This window comes from Ectobacillus panaciterrae DSM 19096 (assembly GCF_000430785.1).
Classification (GTDB): domain Bacteria; phylum Bacillota; class Bacilli; order Bacillales; family Bacillaceae_G; genus Ectobacillus; species Ectobacillus panaciterrae.
In genome coordinates this window covers 21124-43653 of sequence record NZ_KE387247.1, presented here as the reverse complement: position 1 = coordinate 43653, position 22530 = coordinate 21124, and the positions used below count along the sequence as shown (strand labels likewise).

General features: G+C 42.8%; 20 protein-coding genes, 1 other RNA gene and 1 pseudogene. 6 read left to right on the top strand and 16 right to left on the bottom strand.

The window, feature by feature from the left end; all coding sequences use genetic code 11:
• Positions 1 to 11: 11 nt before the first annotated feature.
• Positions 12 to 451 (bottom strand): annotated as a pseudogene (locus H540_RS30800) (GNAT family N-acetyltransferase).
• Positions 452 to 517: 66 nt separating this feature from the next.
• Between H540_RS30800 and H540_RS0124210 the strand changes: the two are divergent.
• A complete protein-coding gene (locus H540_RS0124210) occupies positions 518 to 778 on the top strand; it encodes a DUF3931 domain-containing protein (protein ID WP_028402755.1) in 261 nt (86 codons plus the stop codon).
• Positions 779 to 803: 25 nt separating this feature from the next.
• Here the strand turns inward: H540_RS0124210 and H540_RS0124205 are convergent, their stop codons facing one another.
• The 3 genes from H540_RS0124205 to H540_RS0124190 form a co-directional block, all read right to left on the bottom strand.
• Positions 804 to 4457, bottom strand: a complete 3654-nt coding sequence (locus tag H540_RS0124205) for a dynamin family protein (RefSeq protein ID WP_028402754.1) — start codon at positions 4455 to 4457, stop codon at positions 804 to 806.
• A 295-nt stretch (positions 4458 to 4752) separates the two neighbouring features.
• Positions 4753 to 5298, bottom strand: coding sequence for an isoprenylcysteine carboxyl methyltransferase family protein (locus H540_RS0124195; RefSeq protein ID WP_028402753.1), 546 nt, complete (start codon positions 5296 to 5298; stop codon positions 4753 to 4755).
• The gene (locus H540_RS0124190; protein WP_028402752.1) at positions 5298 to 6386 is read right to left on the bottom strand and encodes a type III polyketide synthase; all 1089 of its coding nucleotides are present in this window, start codon (positions 6384 to 6386) and stop codon (positions 5298 to 5300) included. The genes H540_RS0124195 and H540_RS0124190 overlap by 1 nt, the downstream gene beginning before the upstream one ends.
• Positions 6387 to 6629: 243 nt before the next feature.
• On the opposite strand from H540_RS0124190, the gene H540_RS0124185 reads away from it, so the two are divergent.
• Complete coding sequence (locus H540_RS0124185; RefSeq protein ID WP_028402751.1) at positions 6630 to 7766, top strand: DUF418 domain-containing protein; 1137 nt, start codon at positions 6630 to 6632, stop codon at positions 7764 to 7766.
• Between the two features lie 21 nt (positions 7767 to 7787).
• Here the strand turns inward: H540_RS0124185 and H540_RS0124180 are convergent, their stop codons facing one another.
• The 8 genes from H540_RS0124180 to H540_RS35725 all read right to left on the bottom strand — a co-directional run bounded on the left by H540_RS0124180 (position 7788) and on the right by H540_RS35725 (position 15089).
• Entirely contained in the window at positions 7788 to 9308 is a 1521-nt protein-coding gene (locus H540_RS0124180) for a carboxypeptidase M32 (protein ID WP_028402750.1), read from the bottom strand.
• A gap of 82 nt (positions 9309 to 9390) precedes the next feature.
• The gene (locus tag H540_RS0124175; protein WP_028402749.1) at positions 9391 to 11328 is read right to left on the bottom strand and encodes an ATP-dependent DNA helicase; all 1938 of its coding nucleotides are present in this window, start codon (positions 11326 to 11328) and stop codon (positions 9391 to 9393) included.
• Between the two features lie 58 nt (positions 11329 to 11386).
• On the bottom strand, positions 11387 to 11572 hold the full coding sequence (locus tag H540_RS0124170; protein WP_028402748.1) for a DUF3921 family protein: 186 nt from the start codon (positions 11570 to 11572) through the stop codon (positions 11387 to 11389).
• A gap of 62 nt (positions 11573 to 11634) precedes the next feature.
• Positions 11635 to 12771 (bottom strand): THUMP domain-containing class I SAM-dependent RNA methyltransferase, encoded by a 1137-nt coding sequence (locus tag H540_RS0124165; protein ID WP_028402747.1) that lies wholly within the window; start codon positions 12769 to 12771, stop codon positions 11635 to 11637.
• Between the two features lie 123 nt (positions 12772 to 12894).
• An RNA gene (gene rnpB / locus H540_RS32625) (RNase P RNA component class B) lies at positions 12895 to 13279 on the bottom strand.
• A 68-nt stretch (positions 13280 to 13347) separates the two neighbouring features.
• Positions 13348 to 13665: a cell division regulator GpsB gene (gene gpsB / locus H540_RS0124160; protein WP_028402746.1), complete on the bottom strand. Its 318-nt coding sequence runs from the start codon at positions 13663 to 13665 to the stop codon at positions 13348 to 13350.
• A gap of 177 nt (positions 13666 to 13842) precedes the next feature.
• Positions 13843 to 14397: an SLOG family protein gene (locus tag H540_RS0124155; protein WP_028402745.1), complete on the bottom strand. Its 555-nt coding sequence runs from the start codon at positions 14395 to 14397 to the stop codon at positions 13843 to 13845.
• Between the two features lie 62 nt (positions 14398 to 14459).
• Positions 14460 to 15089, bottom strand: coding sequence for a CotD family spore coat protein (locus H540_RS35725; protein WP_081415265.1), 630 nt, complete (start codon positions 15087 to 15089; stop codon positions 14460 to 14462).
• A gap of 423 nt (positions 15090 to 15512) precedes the next feature.
• On the opposite strand from H540_RS35725, the gene H540_RS0124145 reads away from it, so the two are divergent.
• Positions 15513 to 16265, top strand: a complete 753-nt coding sequence (locus H540_RS0124145; RefSeq protein ID WP_028402744.1) for a GntR family transcriptional regulator — start codon at positions 15513 to 15515, stop codon at positions 16263 to 16265.
• Between the two features lie 37 nt (positions 16266 to 16302).
• On the opposite strand, the gene H540_RS30790 is transcribed toward H540_RS0124145, so the two are convergent.
• Complete coding sequence (locus H540_RS30790) at positions 16303 to 16674, bottom strand: YppG family protein (protein WP_155891136.1); 372 nt, start codon at positions 16672 to 16674, stop codon at positions 16303 to 16305.
• 277 nt (positions 16675 to 16951) lie between these two features.
• Between H540_RS30790 and H540_RS0124135 the strand changes: the two genes are divergently transcribed.
• Positions 16952 to 17161, top strand: coding sequence for a YppF family protein (locus tag H540_RS0124135; protein WP_028402743.1), 210 nt, complete (start codon positions 16952 to 16954; stop codon positions 17159 to 17161).
• Positions 17162 to 17204: 43 nt separating this feature from the next.
• On the opposite strand, the gene H540_RS0124130 is transcribed toward H540_RS0124135, so the two are convergent.
• The 3 genes from H540_RS0124130 to H540_RS0124115 all read right to left on the bottom strand — a co-directional run bounded on the left by H540_RS0124130 (position 17205) and on the right by H540_RS0124115 (position 19325).
• Complete coding sequence (locus H540_RS0124130) at positions 17205 to 17552, bottom strand: YppE family protein (RefSeq protein ID WP_028402742.1); 348 nt, start codon at positions 17550 to 17552, stop codon at positions 17205 to 17207.
• 13 nt (positions 17553 to 17565) lie between these two features.
• On the bottom strand, positions 17566 to 17814 hold the full coding sequence (locus tag H540_RS0124125; RefSeq protein WP_028402741.1) for a hypothetical protein: 249 nt from the start codon (positions 17812 to 17814) through the stop codon (positions 17566 to 17568).
• A 494-nt stretch (positions 17815 to 18308) separates the two neighbouring features.
• Positions 18309 to 19325 (bottom strand): DUF2515 domain-containing protein, encoded by a 1017-nt coding sequence (locus tag H540_RS0124115; RefSeq protein ID WP_034671873.1) that lies wholly within the window; start codon positions 19323 to 19325, stop codon positions 18309 to 18311.
• Between the two features lie 116 nt (positions 19326 to 19441).
• On the opposite strand from H540_RS0124115, the gene recU reads away from it, so the two are divergent.
• Both recU and H540_RS30785 read left to right on the top strand, forming a co-directional pair.
• On the top strand, positions 19442 to 20044 hold the full coding sequence (gene recU / locus H540_RS0124110) for a Holliday junction resolvase RecU (RefSeq protein WP_028402739.1): 603 nt from the start codon (positions 19442 to 19444) through the stop codon (positions 20042 to 20044).
• A 63-nt stretch (positions 20045 to 20107) separates the two neighbouring features.
• A partial coding sequence (locus tag H540_RS30785) for a penicillin-binding protein 1A (protein ID WP_051317264.1) occupies positions 20108 to 22530 on the top strand: 2423 nt, incomplete at its 3' end.

Below are 22530 nucleotides of genomic sequence, written 5' to 3'. Positions count from 1 at the left end.
CTATTCACCTCTTATAAGTCTATAGCAAGACGAATCATATCACGGCATTGTATACCATTTTCCGCAATCGGTTCGTCATAATGCTTGATAAAATAATTTTGTTCAATTCCGACAATGCGAAATCCGCATTTTTGATACAGTGCAAGCTGCCCGACACTAGAGTTGCCTGTGCCGATCGCGTATGCATGTTATGCTGTTTTGCCGTTTCAATCGCATGGAAAATCATCTGTTTGCCGATACCTTGTCCCTGCTGCTTTTTAGCGCAACATTCATGATTTCCATCGTGCCCGGCCGTGAGCAGTACGTATGCACCCAAAAGCTCACCTTGCATATGGACAGAAAACACAAGTCCTCTTTTTAAGTACGAAGAAATTTGTTTCTCGCTCGGATCCGCAAGCAAAAGCAGCTCCATAGGTACATGCACATCTTGTTCAATTATAACTTGTTTCATGCTTCTTCCCTTTCTTGTTCTAAACTTTTTGCCCCGTAAATATGTAATACAAAGGGGGGATAAGCAATGAACGAAAACGATAGCAAGAACAGATGCAACATTATAGCGATTGACGGCGGAAAAGGAAAGAGCCCCGAAACGAAATATCCGACCTTAATTATGGAAGGAAAAACGTACGAACTGACCTCCTTTATTTTGTCCGGCGAAACCCCCGAAGGAAAACGGCTCGTGCTTTCGCATATGGTGTCCACGGATGAATACGCCGGACTTGTAAAGACGCTGGATATGGTATTGCAAAAACGCATTGAGCGCCTTTTCTTTTCTTAGCTCTGGCCCTCCGGGGTCAGAGCTATTATACCATATTCAGCTCCTCGTCTATCGCTTTTCGAATTTGCTGCAGGTTTTCTTTTGCCTGTTCATAGAGCGATACGTCAATATCCTCTGATAGAGCATGCAGTACACCTTCAAAATATTGCGTGATGTCTTCTTGCAAATGATCTTTCACGTTTTGCCACGCCGCCTGCCATTCCTCCGCATAATGGCGCGTCAATATCTCTGCTTCTTCCTGTATATACTGCGATGCCTCTGGATCTAACACAAGTTTCATTTCGTCTTGGAACAGCACTTTTTCATTTTTCTCAAAAAAGCTCTTTGCATTTTTAAAATAAGACATAGCTTTTTTAAATTGCTGCGCCTCCATGTGCACAAACGGCTCTGCATGATGAACAGAGGAGTAAACAAATGCATCGCTGTCAGAGAGCGATACATATTCGTTCCGCTCGAGACACTGCTCCTTTAATGCATTCTTTGAAAACTCCAGCTTTTTGTTCATCCAGCTTTCCACGCGCAAGGAAGTCGCTCTCATCTCCTGCATAAGATCATGCTTCAAGAAATCGATCATTTCCATTACGCATTCCCGCAGTCTCTGTTTCACATCGCCGTTATCTGCCCGCAGTATTGCCGGATTGAAAATTTCCGTAAATACGTCATTGTAACGGAAAAATACACGCTGCTTTACATAATACAAAAGTTCCCGGATTTCCTGCATGAGCGCCTGTTCTTCTGTTAAAACACTGTACGAAGAAACGGCCCGTTGCATAAATTCCCGTTCTTTTTCATAGCGTCGGCGCTTTGCTTCTTTTTGCTCGTTTCCTTCTAATGCATTTGTAATCATTGTGTGCAACAGATTTTCACAAGCATGTACAGCGCCCTGCAGCGCCACTAATGACACAAGCATTAAATCACGCATGATAAAGGACGTGAATGCTTCTTCAAAATGCTGCATGCCGGATTGTTCCATTATACCGTATTGACCCGGCGCGATGCTTTTGCCAAGCTTTTCATCGAGCGCAAACAAGCTGGACACCGCGAATAAACGCGGGTGACGGATCCCGTACTGCAGAAGCTGTCCGCTTATATAGTCCTTTACCGTTTGCAATTCATCAGCAGTAGCTGCCAAGTCTGCCGCATTTATCAAGAAAAACATTTTATCCATGGCAAACGAATCTTTGACGCGGCCGAGCTGAATGAGAAACTCGCGGTCAGCTCGGGAAAATACATGGTTATAATATGTGACGAATAAGATGGCGTCGGCGTTCTTAATATACTGAAACGCTACATCCGTATGGCGCGCGTTCACGGAATCCGCTCCCGGCGTATCGACAAGCGTAATGCCTTTTCTCGTGAATTCGCAATCGTAATACAGCTCCATATATTCAACAAAGCATGATTTTTCTTCGTTTGCTACGTACTCAGCAAAATCCGCTATGTTTGTTTCAAGCATTTCCCCCAAATGTTCGGCAAAGACAGGATACCCGGCTTGCACTGCCCGCAAAAAGCTGAGCGTTGTTTTTTGACGGCCGCTCGGGGAAGGATGCCCAAGCAATTCAGGTATCCCATCAATCGCTTCTTGCAGAGAGGATACATTCTTTTCAAATATTTTATATACAAGCTGTAAATCTTGAAGCAGCGTCTCTGCCGCTTTCAACTGAACGAGCACCGTTCCATGAGGTCTCTCGCTCGTCACTGGTACGATTTTATTGATGGCAGCAGTCGTAGGATTCGGTGATACAGGAAGCACTTTCGCACCTAAAAGCGCATTGGCAAATGAAGATTTCCCTGCACTAAACGCACCGAATAACGCTACAGTAAACTGCTTTGTTTCCACGCGGGAGCGCTTTTCCATCATTTCATTATGCAAATGATGGAAAGCAGGAATGGACCTAATGACAGCTTCTGCCTTCTTCACATAATCTACAATCGCATGAACGCGATTTCCGGGCGCTGCAGCAGGAATAACCTTTTCTTCCATTTCCTCAACTGCGTTCTGCTCTTGCGGCGCGATCAACAGCGGCTTAGAAACAACAGCTGTTTGTTCTTCAAGCAGACTGTCTATCGTCCTTATCTCAGGCTGCTTCCGCTCCTCCCATACATCATACAGCTCTTGTATATAAGCGTGTACGCTTTGCGCACTCTCCTTTACAGCTGTATATGCCGTTTTTTGCTTTTCATACATTATAATCTCTCTCTGGATATTCGCAAGCTCTTGCTGCCGCTTTTGTGCAAGCAAAGCGAACTGCTGCTCCATAAAGATCGCTGTCTGATCGCGCACAAGCTTTTTCACCGCTGCGGCCACATCATTTGTATAATTCAATACATAATCGCCTGTCAGACCTGCGCCCCGCTTCACATTGTCTGTTAAAAGCGCCGGCTCAAACGATGCGGAAATTTCGTATGCCTGGCGTCCCGCCTCTTCTGTATAAATGCCTTGCTCTTGCAAAAAGGCCAGTATATATTCTTTCACATGGAAATCAAGCTGTGCTTGTGCAGTCTCGCGGAACTTTTCGTAAAATGCAAGCAAGCGCTGCTCTTTTTCCTTTTGTGTTTTTGCTTTTGAAAAAAATAAACCGACCTTGAAGTTGGACAACTCCGTCTCCAAGTATGCTTCAGCTAAACTGCGTACATCAAACGGAAGCAAGTATGCATTTTGCAAAATGTGATCCAATCCCTTTAAAAAATCAGTCTTGGCTGTTTTTTCACTTTGCAAAAGCTGCTGCTCCTGCTCATACAGCTGAGCAAGAGCGCTCTCTGCTTCCTGTAAAGAGGCGCCGGATAAATCTTCCTGCATTTCTTCCATCTCTTCTTGATGGTTCTTATACAGAAATCTCTCGTGCTCCTTTAACAAATAACTTGCTTCCTTGTCTGCACTCTCTTCCATATACGTCATGCGCTGCTTCATAATATCCTCGATGAGGTTTTCAAGCTTCGCGATTTCGTTATGAGGATGTTTCCGATTGCGCAGCGACGTATAAAAAATACCGTCAGTACTAATATTCCAGTTTGCGAAGGATGCCGCTACACTGTCAGCATAGGCCTCAAAAGTCAGCTCCTCTTCCTTATGTTTATCAATTTGATTCACGATAAGGTATACGCGCTTTTGCCGGTCCTTCAATTCTTTTACAAACTGCAAGTTCACTTCTGATTGCACATGATTGTAATCCATCATATAAAAAATCACGTCCGCGAGATGAAGCGCAGATTCAGTGGCAAGCTTATGTGCGTCATCTGTGGAATCAATGCCAGGCGTATCTACAAGCATCACACCTTCTGGCAAAGCCGCGTCTGTTCTTGTAATATGAATGCCGATGACCTCATCGCCGTTTTTGCACAGCTGCTTCAGCTGTTCGTCTGTATACGCCCCTTCATACGCATGCTGCTCTCCGGATTTAAGCGTTAATACAACCCGATTTTCGCCACGCTGAATTTTAACGACATTGGCGCTTGTCGGAATCGGACTTGTCGGCAGCAAATCTTCTCCGTATAAATAATTCATCATAGTGGATTTTCCAGCAGAGAAGTGTCCGCAAAACGCAATCATGAATTCCTGCTTGGCGTATTTTCGGATCACATCGCCTAGGCGTGCGCTGTTCTGGGCGTCCCCTTTGTCTTTCCACATGTCATACAAATACAACAAGCGTTGTACTTGTGATTGTGCGATTTTAACCATCCCTTGTATTCCCCTTTACCTCAAGATATTCTTTCTTTATCTTACTAAATTTTCGTCCTTTTCACATTAGAAAAACAAAAAAATCCCTTTCACTTTTATATTAGAAAGGGATTTTTTATTTCAGCTTATTCATTTTGCCGCTCCTGCAACGTTCTTCAGCACATATTTTGTTACCGCCATATATACAACGATCGTACCTGCCAGAAAACCATATACCATTTTTACCGCCACCTTCTGATAATCATTATCAATTTTAAATGTATTGTATCACTAAAGAGAATGATTATCAATATAATTAAGGAGTAAAACGCGAAATTTTTGCAAATGCTTTTTCATAGTTTGTCATTGCAGCCAGCACTCTTTCTTCTTCTTGAATACGTATATGCAGCACGAAAATATTTAGAACACTGAACAGCATCGCTGTGAAATACGCCTGAAACAACAGCGGAATGAGCAAAATCTCTAAGATAACGACTGTATAATTCGGGTGTCTTATAAAGCGGTACGGTCCTTTTTTTATAATCTCAGCTTCTGGCAGCACAATGATTTTCGTGTTCCAATATGGACCGAGAGAAGAAATGGCCCATACGCGGAGCAGCTGCGTACCGGTAAATGCGAGAAGAAGAATCGGCCAAAGCGGAGATATGTTTTTATGAAAAAACAGCACCTCGCCTGCCGCAGAAAGCAAAAAGGAAATATGTAAAAGGACAATATATTTATAGTGCCCTTCGCCAAACTCAATCGCTCCCTTCTCCTTCATGCGCGTTTCGTTTCTCTTTGCAATCACCAGCTCTACGATACGCTGCAGCACAACAAAAGCAAAAAAGACAAAAAACACCATTACACTTCCACCCACTCCACTAAAATAAGCTCAGAGCTGAATCCCGGACCTAATGCCGCAATCAAACCAGATTCGCCTGCTGTTCGAACCATCTGCATATATTCCTCGAGCACGTACAATACAGTCGCGGAAGACATATTGCCATATTGCCGCAGGACTTCAAAGGATATACGCGTTTTATCTTCTGTCATGCCCAGAGATTCCTCGTATGCTTCCAATACCTTTTTGCCGCCGGGATGCGCGATAAAATGCATAAGGTCCCCTACCCGCATGTCCTGCTTCATTAAGAAGCTCTCGACATTCGGACGAAGCCAACTTCGAATGATAGTGGGGATATCCTTGGAAAAAATAACGTATAAACCGTTATTTCGCACATCCCAGCCCATTACATCCTCTGCATCCTTCATAAGAGTGGACTGGGAGCTTTTATAAGCGGGCAGCACAGGCAATGCAGAAGCTACATCTGCTTCATCGCCTGCAACGAGCACGCAAGCGACTCCATCAGCAAACAAAGATGTGCCGATCAAATTGCTTTTTGATAAATCGTTACGCTGGAATGTCAGGCTGCACAGCTCCACAGCCAATACAATTACCTTTGCTTTCGGAAAAGCTTTACAGTATTCAAACGCCCGAGATAAACCAGCCGCTCCTCCCGCACAGCCCAGCCCCCAAATCGGAATACGCTTCGTATGAGCTGAAAACGGGAGGACATTCATAATTTTCGCATCGATTGTCGGTGTCGCAAGCCCTGTGGAAGAGATAAAAAAAAACGCCTCAATGTCTTCTGCACATACAGGGCGCTGCAGAAAATATGAATTGCTCAAACAATTTTCAATTGCTTTTGCTCCTAATGTCACGGAGCTTTCTATGTATGCATGGTTCCGTTCTTCAAATGTGCGCTCCTTTTGAAACCAAGAGAAATCCTTTGCAAAATGCCGCTTTTCAATCTGCCCGTTTTCGAATACACCAAGAAGCCGCTTAATGTCCTTAAATGTACCTCCAAACAAGTCCTTCACAAAGCTCACAACCGTTTCCTGCGTCAGTATGTGCGGCGGCGGGGAAATTCCTACGGACACGATTTTCGGCATACGTCCCACTCCTATTTTCCGATATTTCCCTTACTTTCTTCTAACAGGACGCAAAGTATGCACAAAAAACAAAAAAAAGCTCCTCTGACGGGAGCTTCCAGGCTGTGCTGCCTGTTTTAAAGGAGTGGTAAAACTGTTGTTGTGCACTCTTATTATACCGCACTATGCGAAGGTTAGCAGTAAAAAAATATGGAAATCTCGTTCTGCCGGCATCTATAATTGTGTCATGAGGGGAGAGATATGATGAATATAAATATCAAACAGGAGCGCATTCATTCGATGGACGTCATTCGCGGCTTCGCCATACTCGGCATTTTCTTCGTGAACTGGCCTTCTTTAACCGGCGTGGAAATGCATGACCAAGAGCGCGCCTACATAGGTATAGATGCTTACATACGATGCTTTTATGATCTTTTTGTACAAACGAAATTCTATACCATATTTTCATTTTTGTTCGGGCTTGGCTTTTATATATTTATGACTCGGGCTGAAACAATAACGAGCTGGCCGAAGCTTCTGTTTATACGGCGGCTGCTGCTTTTGCTTATGTTCGGCGCCCTGCATTTTATACTGCTTTGGAGAGGGGATATTCTCCATTCGTATGCTGTGACTGCTTTTCTTTTGCTTATGTTTTACAAAAAAAGACCGAAAACTGTTATGGTATGGGCGTTTATGCTGCTGATGCTGTTCATGTTATTCATTTTTGTCGCGTACAGTTTCACGCCGCACAGCAGCACTTCTTCTTATCCGGCACCGCTTGCGGATTGGACAGAGCAAGTACAAGAGCGGTTTGCTTCCTTCACAAGTGAACAAATTGCAGTCAACCTCATATATATCCCGGAAACGCTCGGCTTATTCCTTCTCGGGTTGTACTTCGGCAAAAAAGACATATTCCGCCGTGTAAAGGAGCTTGATGGAAAACTAAAAAAGCTGCAAATTATCGCGTTCCTTCTCACACTTCCGAGCTGGTATAAAATTCTTTCTTACTTTGTTTCAACGGATGTCTATAATGCTGCAGAAGTGTTTCCTTATGTTGTCGCAAGCGGCAAAACACTCTTTATCTTTTATGTTCTTACGCTGCTCCGAATGATGGAGCGCGAGAAATGGCAGCGGCTGCTTCGGCCTTTTCAATATGTCGGGCGCATGGCTCTTACAAACTATTTACTGCAAACCATCGCAACTGTCCTCATATTCAACATCTGCTTCAAAAACAGCGCAGCACTGCCCCTGTATGCGGGCATCCCGTTTTGTCTTGTTTTTTATATGCTGCAAATATGGGGAAGCAGGCTGTGGCTCTCCCATTTCTCGTACGGTCCGATGGAATATATTTGGCGCCTCGGCACGTACGGCAGATTGAAACAAGAAAAATCACCAGGTTGACCTGGTGATTTTTCTATGCTGTTACGCCAAGTTATAAATGGCTTTATACTTCTCTTCCAAGTAATCGGCAAGATAATTTGCGTTCAGTCCTTCGCCTGTCACATCGCGCAAAATCTCAAGCGGTTTCTTCATTTTGCCGTATTGATGAACGTGTTCAGTCAGCCACTGACGAACCGGCTCTATATTTCCTTCTTCAAGCAATTCATCAAAATTCGGGATATCGCGAAGCATCCTATTTTTGAATTGTGCCGCATACATATAGCCTAATGCATAAGACGGGAAGTATCCGAAATCTCCTCCTGCCCAATGTACATCCTGCAGTACGCCGGCTGCATCGCTGTGCGGACGAACGCCAAGATATTCCTCCATCTTGTCATTCCATACTTTAGGCAAGTCCTTCACTTCTAAATTCCCGTCAAATAAACCCTTTTCGATTTCATAGCGAACCATAACGTGCAGCGGATATGTCAATTCATCCGCTTCAATCCGGATAAGAGACGGCTTGGATTCGTTGATTGCATCGTAAAATTCATCAAGAGATACATCATCAAATTGTCCATTCGCATACGATTTTAACAGCTCGTAGTTCTGTTTCCAAAAATGCTTGTTGCGGCCGATAAAGTTCTCAAAGAAAAGAGATTGTGATTCGTGTATTCCCATGGATGTACCGTCACAAAGCGGTGTGCCGATTAAATCGGCGGAAATGTTTTGTTCGTATACAGCATGACCGCATTCATGAATCGTCCCGAATACAGCTGTACGGAAGTCGTTCTCATCATATTTCGTTGTGATGCGGACATCTCCGGGATTTAACGTAATAGCAAATGGATGAACCGTCTCATCAAGACGCCCCGCTTCAAAGTTATAGCTTAATTGCTTTAACAGGGCCAAGCTGAGCGCGCGCTGCTGTTCTTGTGGAAAATGTGCAGTAAGCGGCTCTGTTTTCAGCCCTTTGCCGGACTCCGCAATTTGTTTGACAAGCGGGACGATTCGTTCGCGCAGCTGACCGAAAACGCGGTCTAAAACTTCTGTTGTCATACCTAGCTCATACATATCGAGCAGCGTGTCATACTTATACTCTTTGTATCCCCAATACGATATAAATTTCTTTTTAAATGCTACAATTTTCTCTAAGTATGGCTGGAACATGGCAAAATCCGACTCCGCCTTTGCAGTTTCCCACATGCTTTCCGCTTTCGCCTGCAGCTTTACATATTCTGTATATTCTTCTTCAGGAATTTTCTTATTTCTATCATAATCTTTACGGCATTCTTCCACAATTTTCTGCGTTTTTAAAGAAACCTTTCCATCCTGAATGAGACCCTCTAATTCTTCTAAGTATGCATTCATTTCATCAGATGTAGACATCGTAAATACTTCCGTTGACAGCATACTGATTACTTCAGAACGCTGCTCCACCCCGTTTTTCGGCGCTCCTGTGCGCAAATCCCAAAACATAAGATTCAGTGCCTCTTCATAATTCATCATTTTGTTTACGTATGCTAAAAACTTTTTTTCTGTTTCATATGTATACGTTGTCATATTTAATCCTCCTTTTTTTCTAGAAATTCTGTACAAAGGACAAAATTCCTTCCAAACAAAATAAGCTTGGCGGCTGCCAAGCTTATTTCACCATTTCTCCTTCAACAGGTAACGCGTTTCTTACCGCATTTATGACTTCCGGTTTTTCATCCTCTGTGAGGAAAATCGAAATATATCCGTTGTCCTCACTTGTTCGGATAAGACGTCCGATGCCCTGACGAAGACGAAGAATCATATACGGCAAGTCAACTTCCCTAAACGGGTCTGCAACGTTGCTTCGCTTTGCTTCAAATACCGGATCATTTGGAGGGAACGGCAGCGACCAAATGATGACGTGCGATAAAGATGAGCCTGGAATATCCAAACCTTCCCATAAATGAACGGCACAAAGCACAGTCTCCTCTTCATTTTGGAAGCGGGACACGAGCTGGCTGATTTCTTGATCGCCTTCATATAAAAACGGGATATTCATCTCCTGCTTGTCCATCTCCTCTTTAAAAGCTTGCAGCTCCTGCTTCGTACGGAATAAGATCAGCGTTCGTCCCTCTGTTTTCTTAAGCTCCCTGATTGCATACTCCATTTTTTTCGCGAATATGTCGTGTAAGAACGTCGGCAGAACCACCCTCATTTGCTCTTCATAATCAAACGGAGAGGCTACTGAAAACGATAAATAGTCCTGTACGCCAAGGGTGTTTGCAATAAAATCGAATGAGCTGTTTTCTGATAACGTCGCAGATGAGAAGATGTAAGGAATTTTCTTTGCGAACACTTTTTCCCGAAGCACTTCTTCTACAGCACGCGGCATGATAATAAGCGTCAACACGCCCTCTCCTTCTTCTGCCCAAGCAATTACCTTCTCTTCATGGATGAACAGCTTCAATGAGTGCTCCAGCATATCCAAATGCTCGTCCACTATATTTAAATCATATTGATCTACTGTATAGAGTTCGCTTTCAAAGACAAGGGCATCGCCTATTTCTTCTACTTTTTTATACAGCCGCTTCGCTTCCCGAATCAAATCATTTGAGCGGGTAATCTCTAAACGATCAGATCCTGCTATTTCTTTTGTATGCTCTTTTAAGGAATAGAAAAATTCGCTTGCCTGCAAAATAGAATCTTCGATAAGCTCTGCAAACTCTTGGCGAATATCGTTTTGCAGCAATCTTGTCAAGAGATCCTCCATCATCGTTTGCTTTAAACGGTAAGTCAGCGCTTTTTGTGCCGCATACTCTACAAGATGCCCCTCATCAAATACGACGCAGCTTCCCTCAGGCAAGAGCGGCATTTGTCCTTCCCGCTTGCGCGCGTCATAAGTCCAAATGTGCTCCATATAAAAATCCTGCGAGCAAATAATTAGATCTGCCGCCTTTCGATAATGGTCGCGGGACAATGTTTGACCGCAACGGTGCCGCTTATCGCACGTAGAGCAGTCCTGGAAATAATCCCAAGCTACTTGGGACCATTCTTCATCGTTTAATAAAGGATATTCTTTCCGATCACCATAATGCTGGAATGTCTGCATGGTTCCGTGATCGAAAACAAATTCAGGCAAGCTGTCATATGCATCTTCGATTGCCTCGGACGGATACCCTTCCATAATGCCTTCTATTTTCTTTAAACAAAGATAATTATCCATAGATTTTGCCAAGCGTACGTCAACTCTTAAATCAAGGGCTTTTGACAGCTTTGCGATATCCCCTTCTTCTTTTACAAGCTGCTCAATCAGCGTTTCATCCGCGCAAGCAACAATAGCCGGCTTTCCTGTATAACGGGCATAACAAATCGCATACAGCAAGTACACAATTGTTTTTCCCGTTCCTACTCCAGCCTCTGCAAACATGACTTTCTTTTCGCGAAACGCACGGTCGAGCTGAAACGCCATAAAAACTTGTTCATCTCTCAGTTCAAATCCTGCTTCCGGCAAAATATCGTAAAACACGTCGCCAACCCATTCGTTCAGCTTATCAAAGAAATTATCCTGCTTTCCTACTTCAAACGGCAGCTTTTCTCTCGTCAACATATTCTCCTCCAACTGTTACATTCTAAAATGTAAAAAGTTTTCCAAAGCGGAAAACTTTTTACTCTATCATTCGTTTTAAATACTGCTTATCAATTAAAGTTTTATGTGAGAGTGCCAGCAAATAATGCTCCCGTGCAGCTTTCATTTCATCCACTGCAAGATCTGCACACTCATTTTCCAGCACATCATAAGTGTGATAGATCGCCTTTTGAATCATGTCAAACTCTGAAACGTTCTTTTTCATTCCGCGTACCTCCCTTGAAACATGCATAATAAACAGTATACGTCTTCCAAGGGTGTTTTATTCTATTCTTTCGGCGGGCGTTTTCCAAAGTATTGATAGTAGTCAGTACGAATAAAACCGTTAAACAGCTTCCGTTTCTTGGACGCCGGTTTCCCATAAAACGTTTCAAATTGCTCGTGACTTGTCAGCACATAGACAGACCATGTATCAAGTTCCTGAAATGCACGTCCCATATCCGTATATAGCTTCTCTACAAGAGGCTTTTCGCTCAAGCGTTCTCCGTATGGAGGATTCGTCACGACATAACCGTATTCCTCTTTTGCTGTAAAATCTTTTACTTGCATCTGCTTAAACGTAATCAAGTCCCCTAAGCCGACTTCATCTGCATTATCCTGTGCAACTTGCACCATACGATGATCGATATCTGAACCGATAATATGGAGCGGCTGATCATAATTCGCCAAGTCTTCAACCTCTTGGCGAGCGCGGTTCCATCTCTCTTTTCCGATCCATTCCCATCTGTCGGACGCAAATTCACGATTAAATCCGGGTGCGATGTTTTGGCCGATTAATGCCGCTTCAATCGCAATTGTTCCCGAACCGCAAAACGGGTCAACGAACGGCTGATCCGGTCTCCAGTTTGTCAGCATGATAAGAGAAGCTGCCAGCGTTTCCTTCAGCGGCGCTTCTCCTTGTCCCACACGATATCCTCGCTTGTGCAGACCGACTCCGCTCGCATCAATGGTTAATGTCGCAATATCCTTAAGCAGCGAAACTTCTATACGGTAAAGCGGTCCCGTCTCTTCAAACCAAGTCGAGCGCTTATATGTATGGCGCAGCTTCTCCACCACTGCCTTCTTCACAATTCCTTGGCAATCTGATACGCTGAACAGCTGCGACTTTACAGATTTTCCAATGACCGGAAACTCTGCGTTTTCTGGTATATAATCGCCCCAGTTCAATGCTTTTGTTTTTTCAAACAGCTCATCAAATGTTGTGGCTTTAAATTCTCCCACTTTAACTTTAATACGATCTGCTGTGCGCAGCCAAAGATTGGCACGGCAAATCGCATCTGCATCTGCTTGAAAAGTAACCTTTCCGTTATCGACTTCGCATTCATATCCAAGGCTGCGAACCTCTCGCGCAACAAGCGCTTCTAGCCCCATAGCCGCTGTAGCAATCAGCGTAATTTTATTCATATTCATTCTCCTAACACCAAGAACTTCTTTACCATTTTAACTCATTACTTTCACATTCATACAGCACACAAAAAGCTCCCCTTTAGTTAGGAGAGCTGTATTTCGTGATGTTGGTTCATAACGTTTTGTAAGCCATGTTCTGTACCTTTGTACTGCAAGCGGCTCCCGCCTCGTACTCCGGTGGTGACCATCTGTCTACAGATGCATGATCTGTCCTTCTCCCTTGTTCATTTCCTTGGAGAAGATGCCCCTACCATAATTTGGGTTTCTCACTCGTGGGGTTTACCGCGTTCCACTCCCGTCATTTCTTCCGGGACTACGTCACTGTGGCACTTTCAGAGTATTCCAGCCATATCCGAAGACTTAGGCTGTTTCCCCGCCGTTAGCCCAGCATGATGCCGAGCTACCCTAGCTTATGACTTCGCTAGGCACGAACACTACGGCCGTCTCAGGCCGTGCGAGCATGGACTTTCCTCTACAGCTTGCGCTGCAGCGATCACCCAAACGTTATGACAGATATTAGTATAGTAGAAAAACGAAAAAGATGCAATGTATTTTTACATAAAATTCTTTACATCAGTCGTATAACTTGCTTCCAAACACAGCCTTTTCCAAATTTGAAAGACGGCGTAAAATATCCGTGTTCGTATTGTTATACACTGGCGGCGGCGTTGGCACTGCAGCCGGCTGCTTCATTTTCTGTTCTTCCACCATGCGTTTTAAGCGGGCATTTTCCTGCTGTAAATGTTCAATCTCCTGATGAAGTGCTTCATAATCTTTAATCACTAAGTCTAGAAATTTATCCACTTCTTCTTGCTGATATCCGCGGATTCCTGTTTTAAATTCTTTTTCTAAAATGTCTTTCGCTGTCAGCTTTAATTTATCGGAAAGCATTTCTTTCACCTCAAGTCTTTACAAAAACTTCAATATTCTTGCATGCATTTTCCTCAAGCACGCTAAGAATATTTTACCATTCTCGTGATTGTTTGTACAATGTCTCTTTCATTTTCTTATCTTTTATAAAAGACGTTTTTTATTCACTTGTATATAAAAAGGATCGGGCGGTTTTTCTTAGGATTGCTGATCCTCCATATTCCACTGTTCATCGTCAATTATATCTTGTAAATCGGAAAATCGAATCAAATAGCAAGGATAATTTTCCCGTGCCATTGCCGCTTGCACGAGAAACTTTGGACTTCCTTCCTTTTCTTCATCATACATTGCTAGCAGCGCATCGCTTTTTTCAATAAAAAACCGAGTTTTCAATTGAAACTGCTGCGGACTTTCATATTTCCGTTTTGTAATGCTGTCTACATGATCTGCCTGCGCAACAACAAACTCATAATGTTCCTTGTTTGCTTCATTCCAGTTCTCTTCTTGATCTAAAAACGGCGTAAATACACCGAGCTTCAAGCTGGGAAATTCCATTTGCAGATCAAATACAACTTCTGCCGCCCATAGCTCTACACCAAGCTGCCCGCTGATTATAACCCATTCGAGCCCCTCTTCAAGCATAGAAAGAAGAGAACGATGCAATGCCTTTTTTATGTAACGAACTCCCGGGTGCTCCTGTGAAAAAACACCAATTTCAAATGGCTTATATCCTGTTACAGCTAATACTTTCATTTGCCTCACCCTTCTTTAGCTTACACATAAGAAAAGAACCAGCCGAAGCTAGTTCTAGTTCCTTACTTTTTGAACATGCCACCAACGCTAGGTCCCATATTTCCAGTTCCTGCTCCTGCCACCATTCCTGGCATTCCACCTGGCATTCCGCCTGGCATTCCGCCTGGCATTCCGCCTGGCATTCCACCTGGCATTCCGCCTGGCATCCCACTTGGACCTGCCATAGCACCTGCCACTTGTGGTCCTGGGCCAAAACCTGCTCCTGGGCCAAAGCCTGCTCCTGGACCAAAGCCTGCTCCTGGACCAAAGCCTGCTCCTGGACCAAAGCCTGCTCCTGGGCCAAAGCCTGCTCCTGGGCCAAAGCCTGCTCCTGGGCCAAAGCCTGCTCCTGGGCCAAAACCTGCTCCTGGACCATAAGGCGTAGGACCAAAGCCAGGAACATTTGTTTGCTGCACTGTATTTACTGCAGATTGTGTTTGCGGGAAGTAGTGCTGATTTTGAATCATTTGATGGTTAACTAATGTGTTATGCGTTGGATGAATGTGTGGTACGACCGTTGCAGAAAATGTGTGAGTTTCACAATACTTTGACGGGTGCACTATAGGCGGTGTTGTTGCAACAGGACCTATTGCAGCCGGTGAAACATAAGAAGGCGCCCCATAAGGGCCTCCAAAACAAGGCTTACAATACATAGTTTTTTTCTCCTCTCCATCATAATGTGGTTACACTTTACAATATGACAGAGATATAGTACATGACTGATACAAATACCTATTTGTTATGAGAAAATAGTGTACAAAATATGCTTAAAACTCGTAAAAACCAAAAACGTTAACGTCACCATCGCAAAGAACAGATATAAAATTGCTTTCTTCACGTTTTTTTCCTCTCCATTATCAATAGTCTACACAAGACATAATTTTAAATCGGAATCGGAGGACAGACAACTATTTTATAGAACGAAAATAAAGTTTTTATATTCTGAATTTTCAATATTTATTCTTTTTTTAAATATTTTTTGTTTCTTACACAAAAAAGCAGCAGAAGGCATTGCTCAACAGTTTTGCGTACTCTAAAATAATGGAAAGAGACAGGATTGTAAAGGAGGATTTTCGTTGATTAACAAGCATTCGCCAATTCCTATATATCATCAGCTATTAGAACACATCAAACATCAAATTGAAAGCGGAGAGTTACAGACCAACCAGATGATCCCTTCAGAACGCGAGTATGCGGAGCTCTATCAAATAAGCCGCATGACAGTCCGGCAAGCGCTGAATAACCTCGTACTGCAAGGATATTTATACAGGAAAAAAGGCAGAGGAACATTTGTCGGCAATCAAAAAATAGAACAAACTTTAACTGGATTAACGAGCTTTACAGAAGATATGACAGGCAGGGGCATGAAGCCGTCCAATGTATTCCTTGACTTCACAATTACTCCTGCAGACTATAGCGCTGCGCAAGCTCTACACCTTAAGGAGTATACGCCTGTATACGAGATTCGGCGAATTCGCTTAGCAGATGATTTGCCCATGGCAATTGAAACAACTTACGTTCCTGCCAATCTGCTTATAGGACTTACAGAAGATATCGTTCATCAATCTTTGTATCGTCATATAGAACAGAAGCTCGGCTACACTATCCAATTCGCCCAGCAAGAAATAGAAGCTTCTATTGCTGACAAACTGCAAGCAAATTCTCTGCAAATAGAATACGGGGCTCCTGTATTATGTATGAAACGAACCTCCTATTTAGCTAATGGAACACCGTTTGAATATGTTATTTCCACTTATCGTGCCGATCGATATAAATTTATTCACGAGCTTGCAAGAGACGCGGATCTAAAACGTCTAATCTATATATAAAGGAAGAAAAAAGAGCAACCTTGGTGTTGCTCTTTCATTACCTTACAAAAAAGCCTCCCACCTGCTTAACAAGCCCTGTAACTTGATTCATCGCATTCATCATTTGCCCCGCTGTATTCATCATTTTATTAATATCATAGTTCCCGTCCGCTGTTTTAAATTGTGAAACGATATTGGAGAACTGGCCTTGGGGCTGTTTTTTATAGTTTTGCTTGTTTGCTGTCGGGTATGGCTTATATGGATTCCACGGTGTCTGCTGATATGGATTTTGCGGCGGGTAGAAAGCAGGCTGCTGATTCATGTAAGATACTTGAAACGGCTGGTAATAATTCATTTGATTTGTTTGATACGGCTCAAACGGATGCATGTTATATAACGTATATGGTCTTTCTTGATTTGGAAACATCATATTCCCTCCTCGTATTTCTTTTCACATTAGAATATGAAAAGAAGCGGGCGAATGTGTAACCTCTTTAACATTTACTCGTAACAATTTATCATAAATTAGGCGAGAATACCCCCACTTCAAGCGTGTGAATGGTGTGTAACGGTAAGTGGGGGATGTTCATGTAAGAATCTATTCATGTCTATCCTTGTCGGAAGTCTAAATTTTTAAAAATTAATGAAAATTACATTTTTATGCTACGATGAAAGTAGAAGAGCATTCTTCTCAAGGGGGTAAAATAATGACACTAGGGGAGTTACGTATTATCTTTGTCGGAATCAAGCAGTATGAGCCGGCGGATATGAATGAGTTGTTGGATTTTGCCGGGCAGCGTTATTTACGGGGAGAAATGGGGCTGGCACAATATCGAAATGTAGTTCGCGAATTAGAAGCAATTGGTGCAAAAAAACCGGATTACATGTTAGAAGGAATTATACAAAGGAATTCATAATAAAAGAGAGGAGCTTCCTCTCTTTTTTCTTTTTTTACTATCATTAAAACTCCAGTATACTGTTCAGCACGTATTCAATTGCTTGATGCGTCTCATTAAAACGTTTTTCTTTTGTTTGAGGCATGAAGCATTCCACGGCACTGCGCTGCAGATTGTCGTAGGTTTGCTGAATTTGTACACTATGAATGTATTTGGGCTTCTCTTCGCTTATCCACAGTTCCGCCGTCTCTTTCCATTTCTCTGCTGCTGCATCCAATTTCTCAACAAATGGTTTCACTTCAGTATAAAAATCGGTTTCTCTTTCCGTCCGCTTCTGAAATATTTGCATGGTACGCTCATTCCAAGCAAGGAGCTGAGCGGTAAGTTCCAAAAGTTCTTCCGTATGTTTCACATTTTCACCTTCTTTACATCACTGCCAATGCATGCAAGGAGATCGCGCTTTTCAGCCAATTCCCTTCTTCTAAATGGCGAACCATTTTTGCCTCCATATGAGCAACATGTGCATGAATAATTTCTGTCCCGTCCAGCACATCGTCTTCTTTGTGTTTAATAGTATGATTTACACGCAGTGTTATATTCATTTCCAGCAAATCAAGAGTACTGACAAGCTCTTCAATTTGTTTCATCACACTCTCCTTAGGAACTACCTTCATAACCGATACCTCCCTTTTTGCCTTTCATTGCTACATACATTCTACTTAAGCGAAAGCACTCCCTTCTTGTATGACAAAACTAGTTTTCATTCGGCAAAGAAAGCGGTTTTTCTCGCTGGTATGAATTCAGCAAAGATGGCTACAATACGGATGGGAGGTGTTTAAGATGGAAAAAAGCAAAGAACAACAGAAAAAAGAGCAGGAGAACAAACAAAAACGAAACGCGCCGCAAACAGGAAACCCAAAACTTGACGGACCTAACTTTCCTGCTACATAAATAAGAAAAGCGGAGCCGGCTCGTTCAGGCACAGAGCCAAAGGTTCTCCGCCCTAAAAGGCGCTTTTTGCCTTTTTGTGGTGGAGGTTCTTAGGCGGGAGTGCCTAGCCGGCGGAGCTGGACATCAAGAAAAGCGAAGCCGGCTCGTTCAGCTCCGAAACAAAAACATCCGCACTTTCATACCTTCACAAAAAAGCAAGAGTGAATCTCTTGCTTTTTTAATCCTCTAAATTTAAAATTTTATCAAAAACTGTGAAGATATGCAACTGTTTTTGCTTGATTAAAAACCACTCTGTCAGATCAAATTTCTGTTGATTAGAAACGGGAGAAAACAATGAGAAGACTTCATCGCTTTCCTTAAACCAATCTTCATTTATATGCCGTTGATGCGGAACGACCGGATAGACATCTCGCAAATAAGGTGTATCCTGTTCCTTGGAAAATGAAAAATACTGCTCATAATCGACACGTGATCCTGTGTGTACAGTTTCTTCGGAAAACTGCCAAAATGCTTTATAATAATCCGGGTGAAATAAAATCCATGCCAGCTTTTTGCCAAGCTCTACTCTTTTTACCGGATAAATGAATTCATGAACAGAAAACCCATACAATTTTCCAGCTGTAGTTGGAAACAGCACGGAGCTAAAATGAAAAATCTCTTGAAATTTGAACAAAAGAGAATGAAATACATGCTTTTGAAAATATGGATGCTCAATGACCGGCTTTTGAATCACGTGCTGTTCATTCATAATGAGAGCTGTTATCAAACGATTCTTATCCTTCTCCTCCCAAAACCGCTCCCACTCCGCCTCCATAAAAACAGAAACGGAAAAAGCCCCCAGTAAATGAAATAGAGGCTGTTTCATTCTTACAGAGTACTCATACAGCAGTAATTGCGGATACGCATCGGAAAAGATGAACCAATTTGCTCTCTCATATGTCAAAAACAATCGTTTTCTTACTTCCTTTGATAATACCTTCGGATAGTAATTTCCTTCTAAATCTGTCATATTCCAGCCTGCGTTGCGCGATACCATACTTGCGAGAAACGCCCATTGAATTTCTTGATTTCTTCTATAATATTCCTTATATGTATGCGTACGAGAAATATTATCTATATTCCCGAGCCTCGTGATTTGCCCTATTTCTTCTGTAATCTTTTTTTCTTCAGATGTCCAAAAAATGGTTTGCCTGCGTTTGCGGATTTGATCATAATCTGCATAAAAACGTGTCACTTTATCCACCTCGTTTCTATCTTTCCCTGTTTGTACGCAAAACTTTATGACCTATTTTGTCTGTTTTTTGATATAATCACCTTTGTAAGTAATTCTTAAGCTGGAGTGGACGAGCGATGACAATCCGTTACCCGAACGGCAAAAGGTATACAAAGCAAGAGGCCGCTCATAACCCGCCGGTAAAAAAACATACTTATAGTAACAGAGGTATGTCTTTAGAAGAGGAACTAAATGATACGAATCAATATTATCTTGCGGGCGGCGTTGCTTGTATTCATAAAAAGCCGATTCCGCTTCAAGTTGTAAAGGTTGATTACCCGCAGCGAAGCGCGGCTGTCATTAAAGAAGCGTACTTCAAACAGCCTTCTACAACTGACTACAACGGCGTCTATAAGGGGAAATACGTGGATTTTGAAGCAAAGGAAACACAGAACAAAACAAGCTTTCCTCTGCAAAACTTTCATCCGCATCAAATTGAGCATATAAACCAAGTGCTGCATCACGATGGAATCGCCTTCGTTATTATTAAATTTTCGTATCATGATCAGATTTATTTCCTCGAAGGCAAATATGTGATTCAATTCTGGAATCGACAGCAAGAAGGCGGGCGAAAGTCGATTACAAAGCAAGAAATCGAAACGTTCGGACATATGTTACCATCAGGTTATCATCCGCGCATCGATTATCTTCGCATACTAGACATGCTTTATTTTTCATGATAAAGTCATCAATAAAGTTCATGTCTTGACTTTTTTTAGAAAGTGAAAGGTAGGAGAAAGATAATGTCAGATAATTATCGTTCTCGTGAAGAACGTAAACAAGCAGAAAAAGTAAAGCAAGAACAGCAAAACAACAAAAAACCGCGCAAGAAAGGTTCGTTCTTCAAAAAATTCTTGGTAGCCTGCTTACTGATTGGTATAGTTACACTTGGAGCAGGAGTTGCTACTTTCTTTGCCATGATTAAAGATGCGCCAAAAATAGATGACTCTAAACTGGCCGACCCTGCATCGACCAAATTTTATGATAAAAACGGAAACTTTATACATGAATACGGTGTACAAAAGCGAACTCCTATTACGTATGAGCAAATTCCGAAAGTGGTTGAGGATGCCTTTTTATCAACTGAAGATGCCCGGTTCTATCAGCATCACGGCATTGATATAAAACGAACAGCAAAAGCCATTTTTGAAAACCTTACAGGCGGCTTCGGTTCTCAAGGCGGAAGCACCATCACCCAGCAGGTTATTAAAAACTCTTTCCTGTCACCGGATAAAACGCTGAAGCGTAAAGTGCAGGAATGGTACTTGGCATATAAGCTGGAGCAAAAATATTCCAAGCACGAAATTTTGGAAATGTATTTAAATAAAATCAACCTCGGCAACAGCTCATGGGGTCTTGCAGCGGCTGCTAAAAACTACTATGGCATTGATGTAAAGGACTTGAAAAACATAACACTGCCGCAAGCGGCTATGCTTGCTGGTTTGCCGCAAGGGCCGAACAGATATGATCCTTCCAAACCGGAGCATAAAGCAGATGCGACAAAACGCAGAAATCTAGTGTTAACATTAATGAATAAGCAAGGGGTTATTTCTAAGCAGCAAATGGAAGATGCCATGAAGGTACCGGTCGACCAAGGCGTTCATCCTTCTTCAAACTCTGAAATGCCTTATCAGGCGTTCTTGGATGCAGCAGCAAAAGAAGTAGAAAGCCAGCTTAAAGATGTAAATATCGGCACTGACGGTTTATCTATTTATACTACGCTAGATCCTGAAGCACAAAAGTATGCAGATCAGCTTGCAGAAACAGGAGATGGCTTTAAATATCCAAATGACCAATTCCAGGCAGCTTTCGTATTCCAAGACACGAAAACTGGTGAAGTGCGCGCAATCGGAAGCGGCCGCAAAGAAAATAAAGGAACATTCCGCGGCAGCAACTATGCGATTGATATTGACCGTCAGCCAGGTTCTACGTTCAAACCGATTTTCGACTACGGTCCTGCGATTGAGAATCTTAAATGGGCGACGTCCCACCAGATTAACGATAAAGCGACAAAGTACGACACCGGTGCTGAAATTTCGAACTGGGACAATCAATACCACGGCATGCTATCCATTCGAAAAGCGTTGGAGCAATCTTACAATATCCCTGCCCTTCTCACAATGCGTGAAGTAGGCATTAATAAATCCAAAGCATTTGCGGAAAACCTCGGCATCACCTTTGATAAAGGGCAAGTATTCGAGTCATTCGCAATCGGGGCGAACCAAGTCAACCCGCTCGAAATGTCAGGCGCATACAGCGCTTTCGGCAACGACGGCGTATATATTAAGCCGCATTTCGTAACGAAAGTCGTATTCCCGGATGGCAAAGAAGTAAGCTTCAAGCCAAAGGAAAAACGAGTTATGAACGATTACACGGCATACATGATAACGGATATGCTTCGTACAGTAGTGCACTCCGGTACAGGACAAGCCGCAAATATCGGACGTCTTGATGTAGCCGGAAAAACGGGAACAACGAACTATCCGAAAGATGTGCTTCGTAAATATGGTTATCCGTCAAACGCGACAAACGACAGTTGGTTTGTCGGATATACACCGCAATATACGATGTCTGTTTGGACGGGGTACGTAAAAAACGGAGAAGACATGTACCTTGGGGGCAATTCGACAAAAATCTCACAATATATCTTCAAAAGCATGATGGATAAATTCGGTACGGATACATCTGCATTTGAACAGCCGTCCAGCGTTTATAAAATCGGAAATGAACTGGGCGTTACAGGCGGTGAAAAAGCTGTTACGCCACAAGAAAAGCCAAACGCTCCTGCCGGCTTGCAAGCAAAATACGACCAAGCTTCTAACACGATTTCATTAAGCTGGTCTTACCAAAAGTCCGACGAAACACAAGACGTAGCATTTGATGTAAGCTATACATTAGACGGCGGTGCGAAAACATCGTTAGGATCTACGAAGAGCAATAGCATTACATTGAGCGGCGTGAAACCGGGCAGCAGCTATTCCTTCTCTGTTGTGGCTACAGCAAACGGCAAATCGAGCAATGCTGCAACTGCAACTGTTACCATAACAGGAAGCCCTGCACCTGAGCAAAAGCCTGCTACACCAAATAATGGTGACGGCACAACTGGAACACCAGGCACTGGTACTAATCCAGGCACTGGTACTAATCCAGGCACTGGTACTAATCC

Excerpts from the sequence above, each read along its gene's own strand:
- H540_RS0124210 (WP_028402755.1), top strand. The coding sequence starts at position 518 with ATGAACGAAAACGATAGCAAGAACAGATGCAACATTATAGCGATTGAC.
- H540_RS0124205 (WP_028402754.1), bottom strand. The coding sequence starts at position 4,457 with ATGGTTAAAATCGCACAATCACAAGTACAACGCTTGTTGTATTTGTAT.
- H540_RS0124195 (WP_028402753.1), bottom strand. The coding sequence starts at position 5,298 with ATGGTGTTTTTTGTCTTTTTTGCTTTTGTTGTGCTGCAGCGTATCGTA.
- H540_RS0124190 (WP_028402752.1), bottom strand. The coding sequence starts at position 6,386 with ATGCCGAAAATCGTGTCCGTAGGAATTTCCCCGCCGCCGCACATACTG.
- H540_RS0124185 (WP_028402751.1), top strand. The coding sequence starts at position 6,630 with ATGAATATAAATATCAAACAGGAGCGCATTCATTCGATGGACGTCATT.
- H540_RS0124180 (WP_028402750.1), bottom strand. The coding sequence starts at position 9,308 with ATGACAACGTATACATATGAAACAGAAAAAAAGTTTTTAGCATACGTA.
- H540_RS0124175 (WP_028402749.1), bottom strand. The coding sequence starts at position 11,328 with ATGTTGACGAGAGAAAAGCTGCCGTTTGAAGTAGGAAAGCAGGATAAT.
- H540_RS0124170 (WP_028402748.1), bottom strand. The coding sequence starts at position 11,572 with ATGAAAAAGAACGTTTCAGAGTTTGACATGATTCAAAAGGCGATCTAT.
- H540_RS0124165 (WP_028402747.1), bottom strand. The coding sequence starts at position 12,771 with ATGAATAAAATTACGCTGATTGCTACAGCGGCTATGGGGCTAGAAGCG.
- gpsB (WP_028402746.1), bottom strand. The coding sequence starts at position 13,665 with ATGCTTTCCGATAAATTAAAGCTGACAGCGAAAGACATTTTAGAAAAA.
- H540_RS0124155 (WP_028402745.1), bottom strand. The coding sequence starts at position 14,397 with ATGAAAGTATTAGCTGTAACAGGATATAAGCCATTTGAAATTGGTGTT.
- H540_RS35725 (WP_081415265.1), bottom strand. The coding sequence starts at position 15,089 with ATGTATTGTAAGCCTTGTTTTGGAGGCCCTTATGGGGCGCCTTCTTAT.
- H540_RS30790 (WP_155891136.1), bottom strand. The coding sequence starts at position 16,674 with ATGATGTTTCCAAATCAAGAAAGACCATATACGTTATATAACATGCAT.
- H540_RS0124135 (WP_028402743.1), top strand. The coding sequence starts at position 16,952 with ATGACACTAGGGGAGTTACGTATTATCTTTGTCGGAATCAAGCAGTAT.
- H540_RS0124125 (WP_028402741.1), bottom strand. The coding sequence starts at position 17,814 with ATGAAGGTAGTTCCTAAGGAGAGTGTGATGAAACAAATTGAAGAGCTT.
- recU (WP_028402739.1), top strand. The coding sequence starts at position 19,442 with ATGACAATCCGTTACCCGAACGGCAAAAGGTATACAAAGCAAGAGGCC.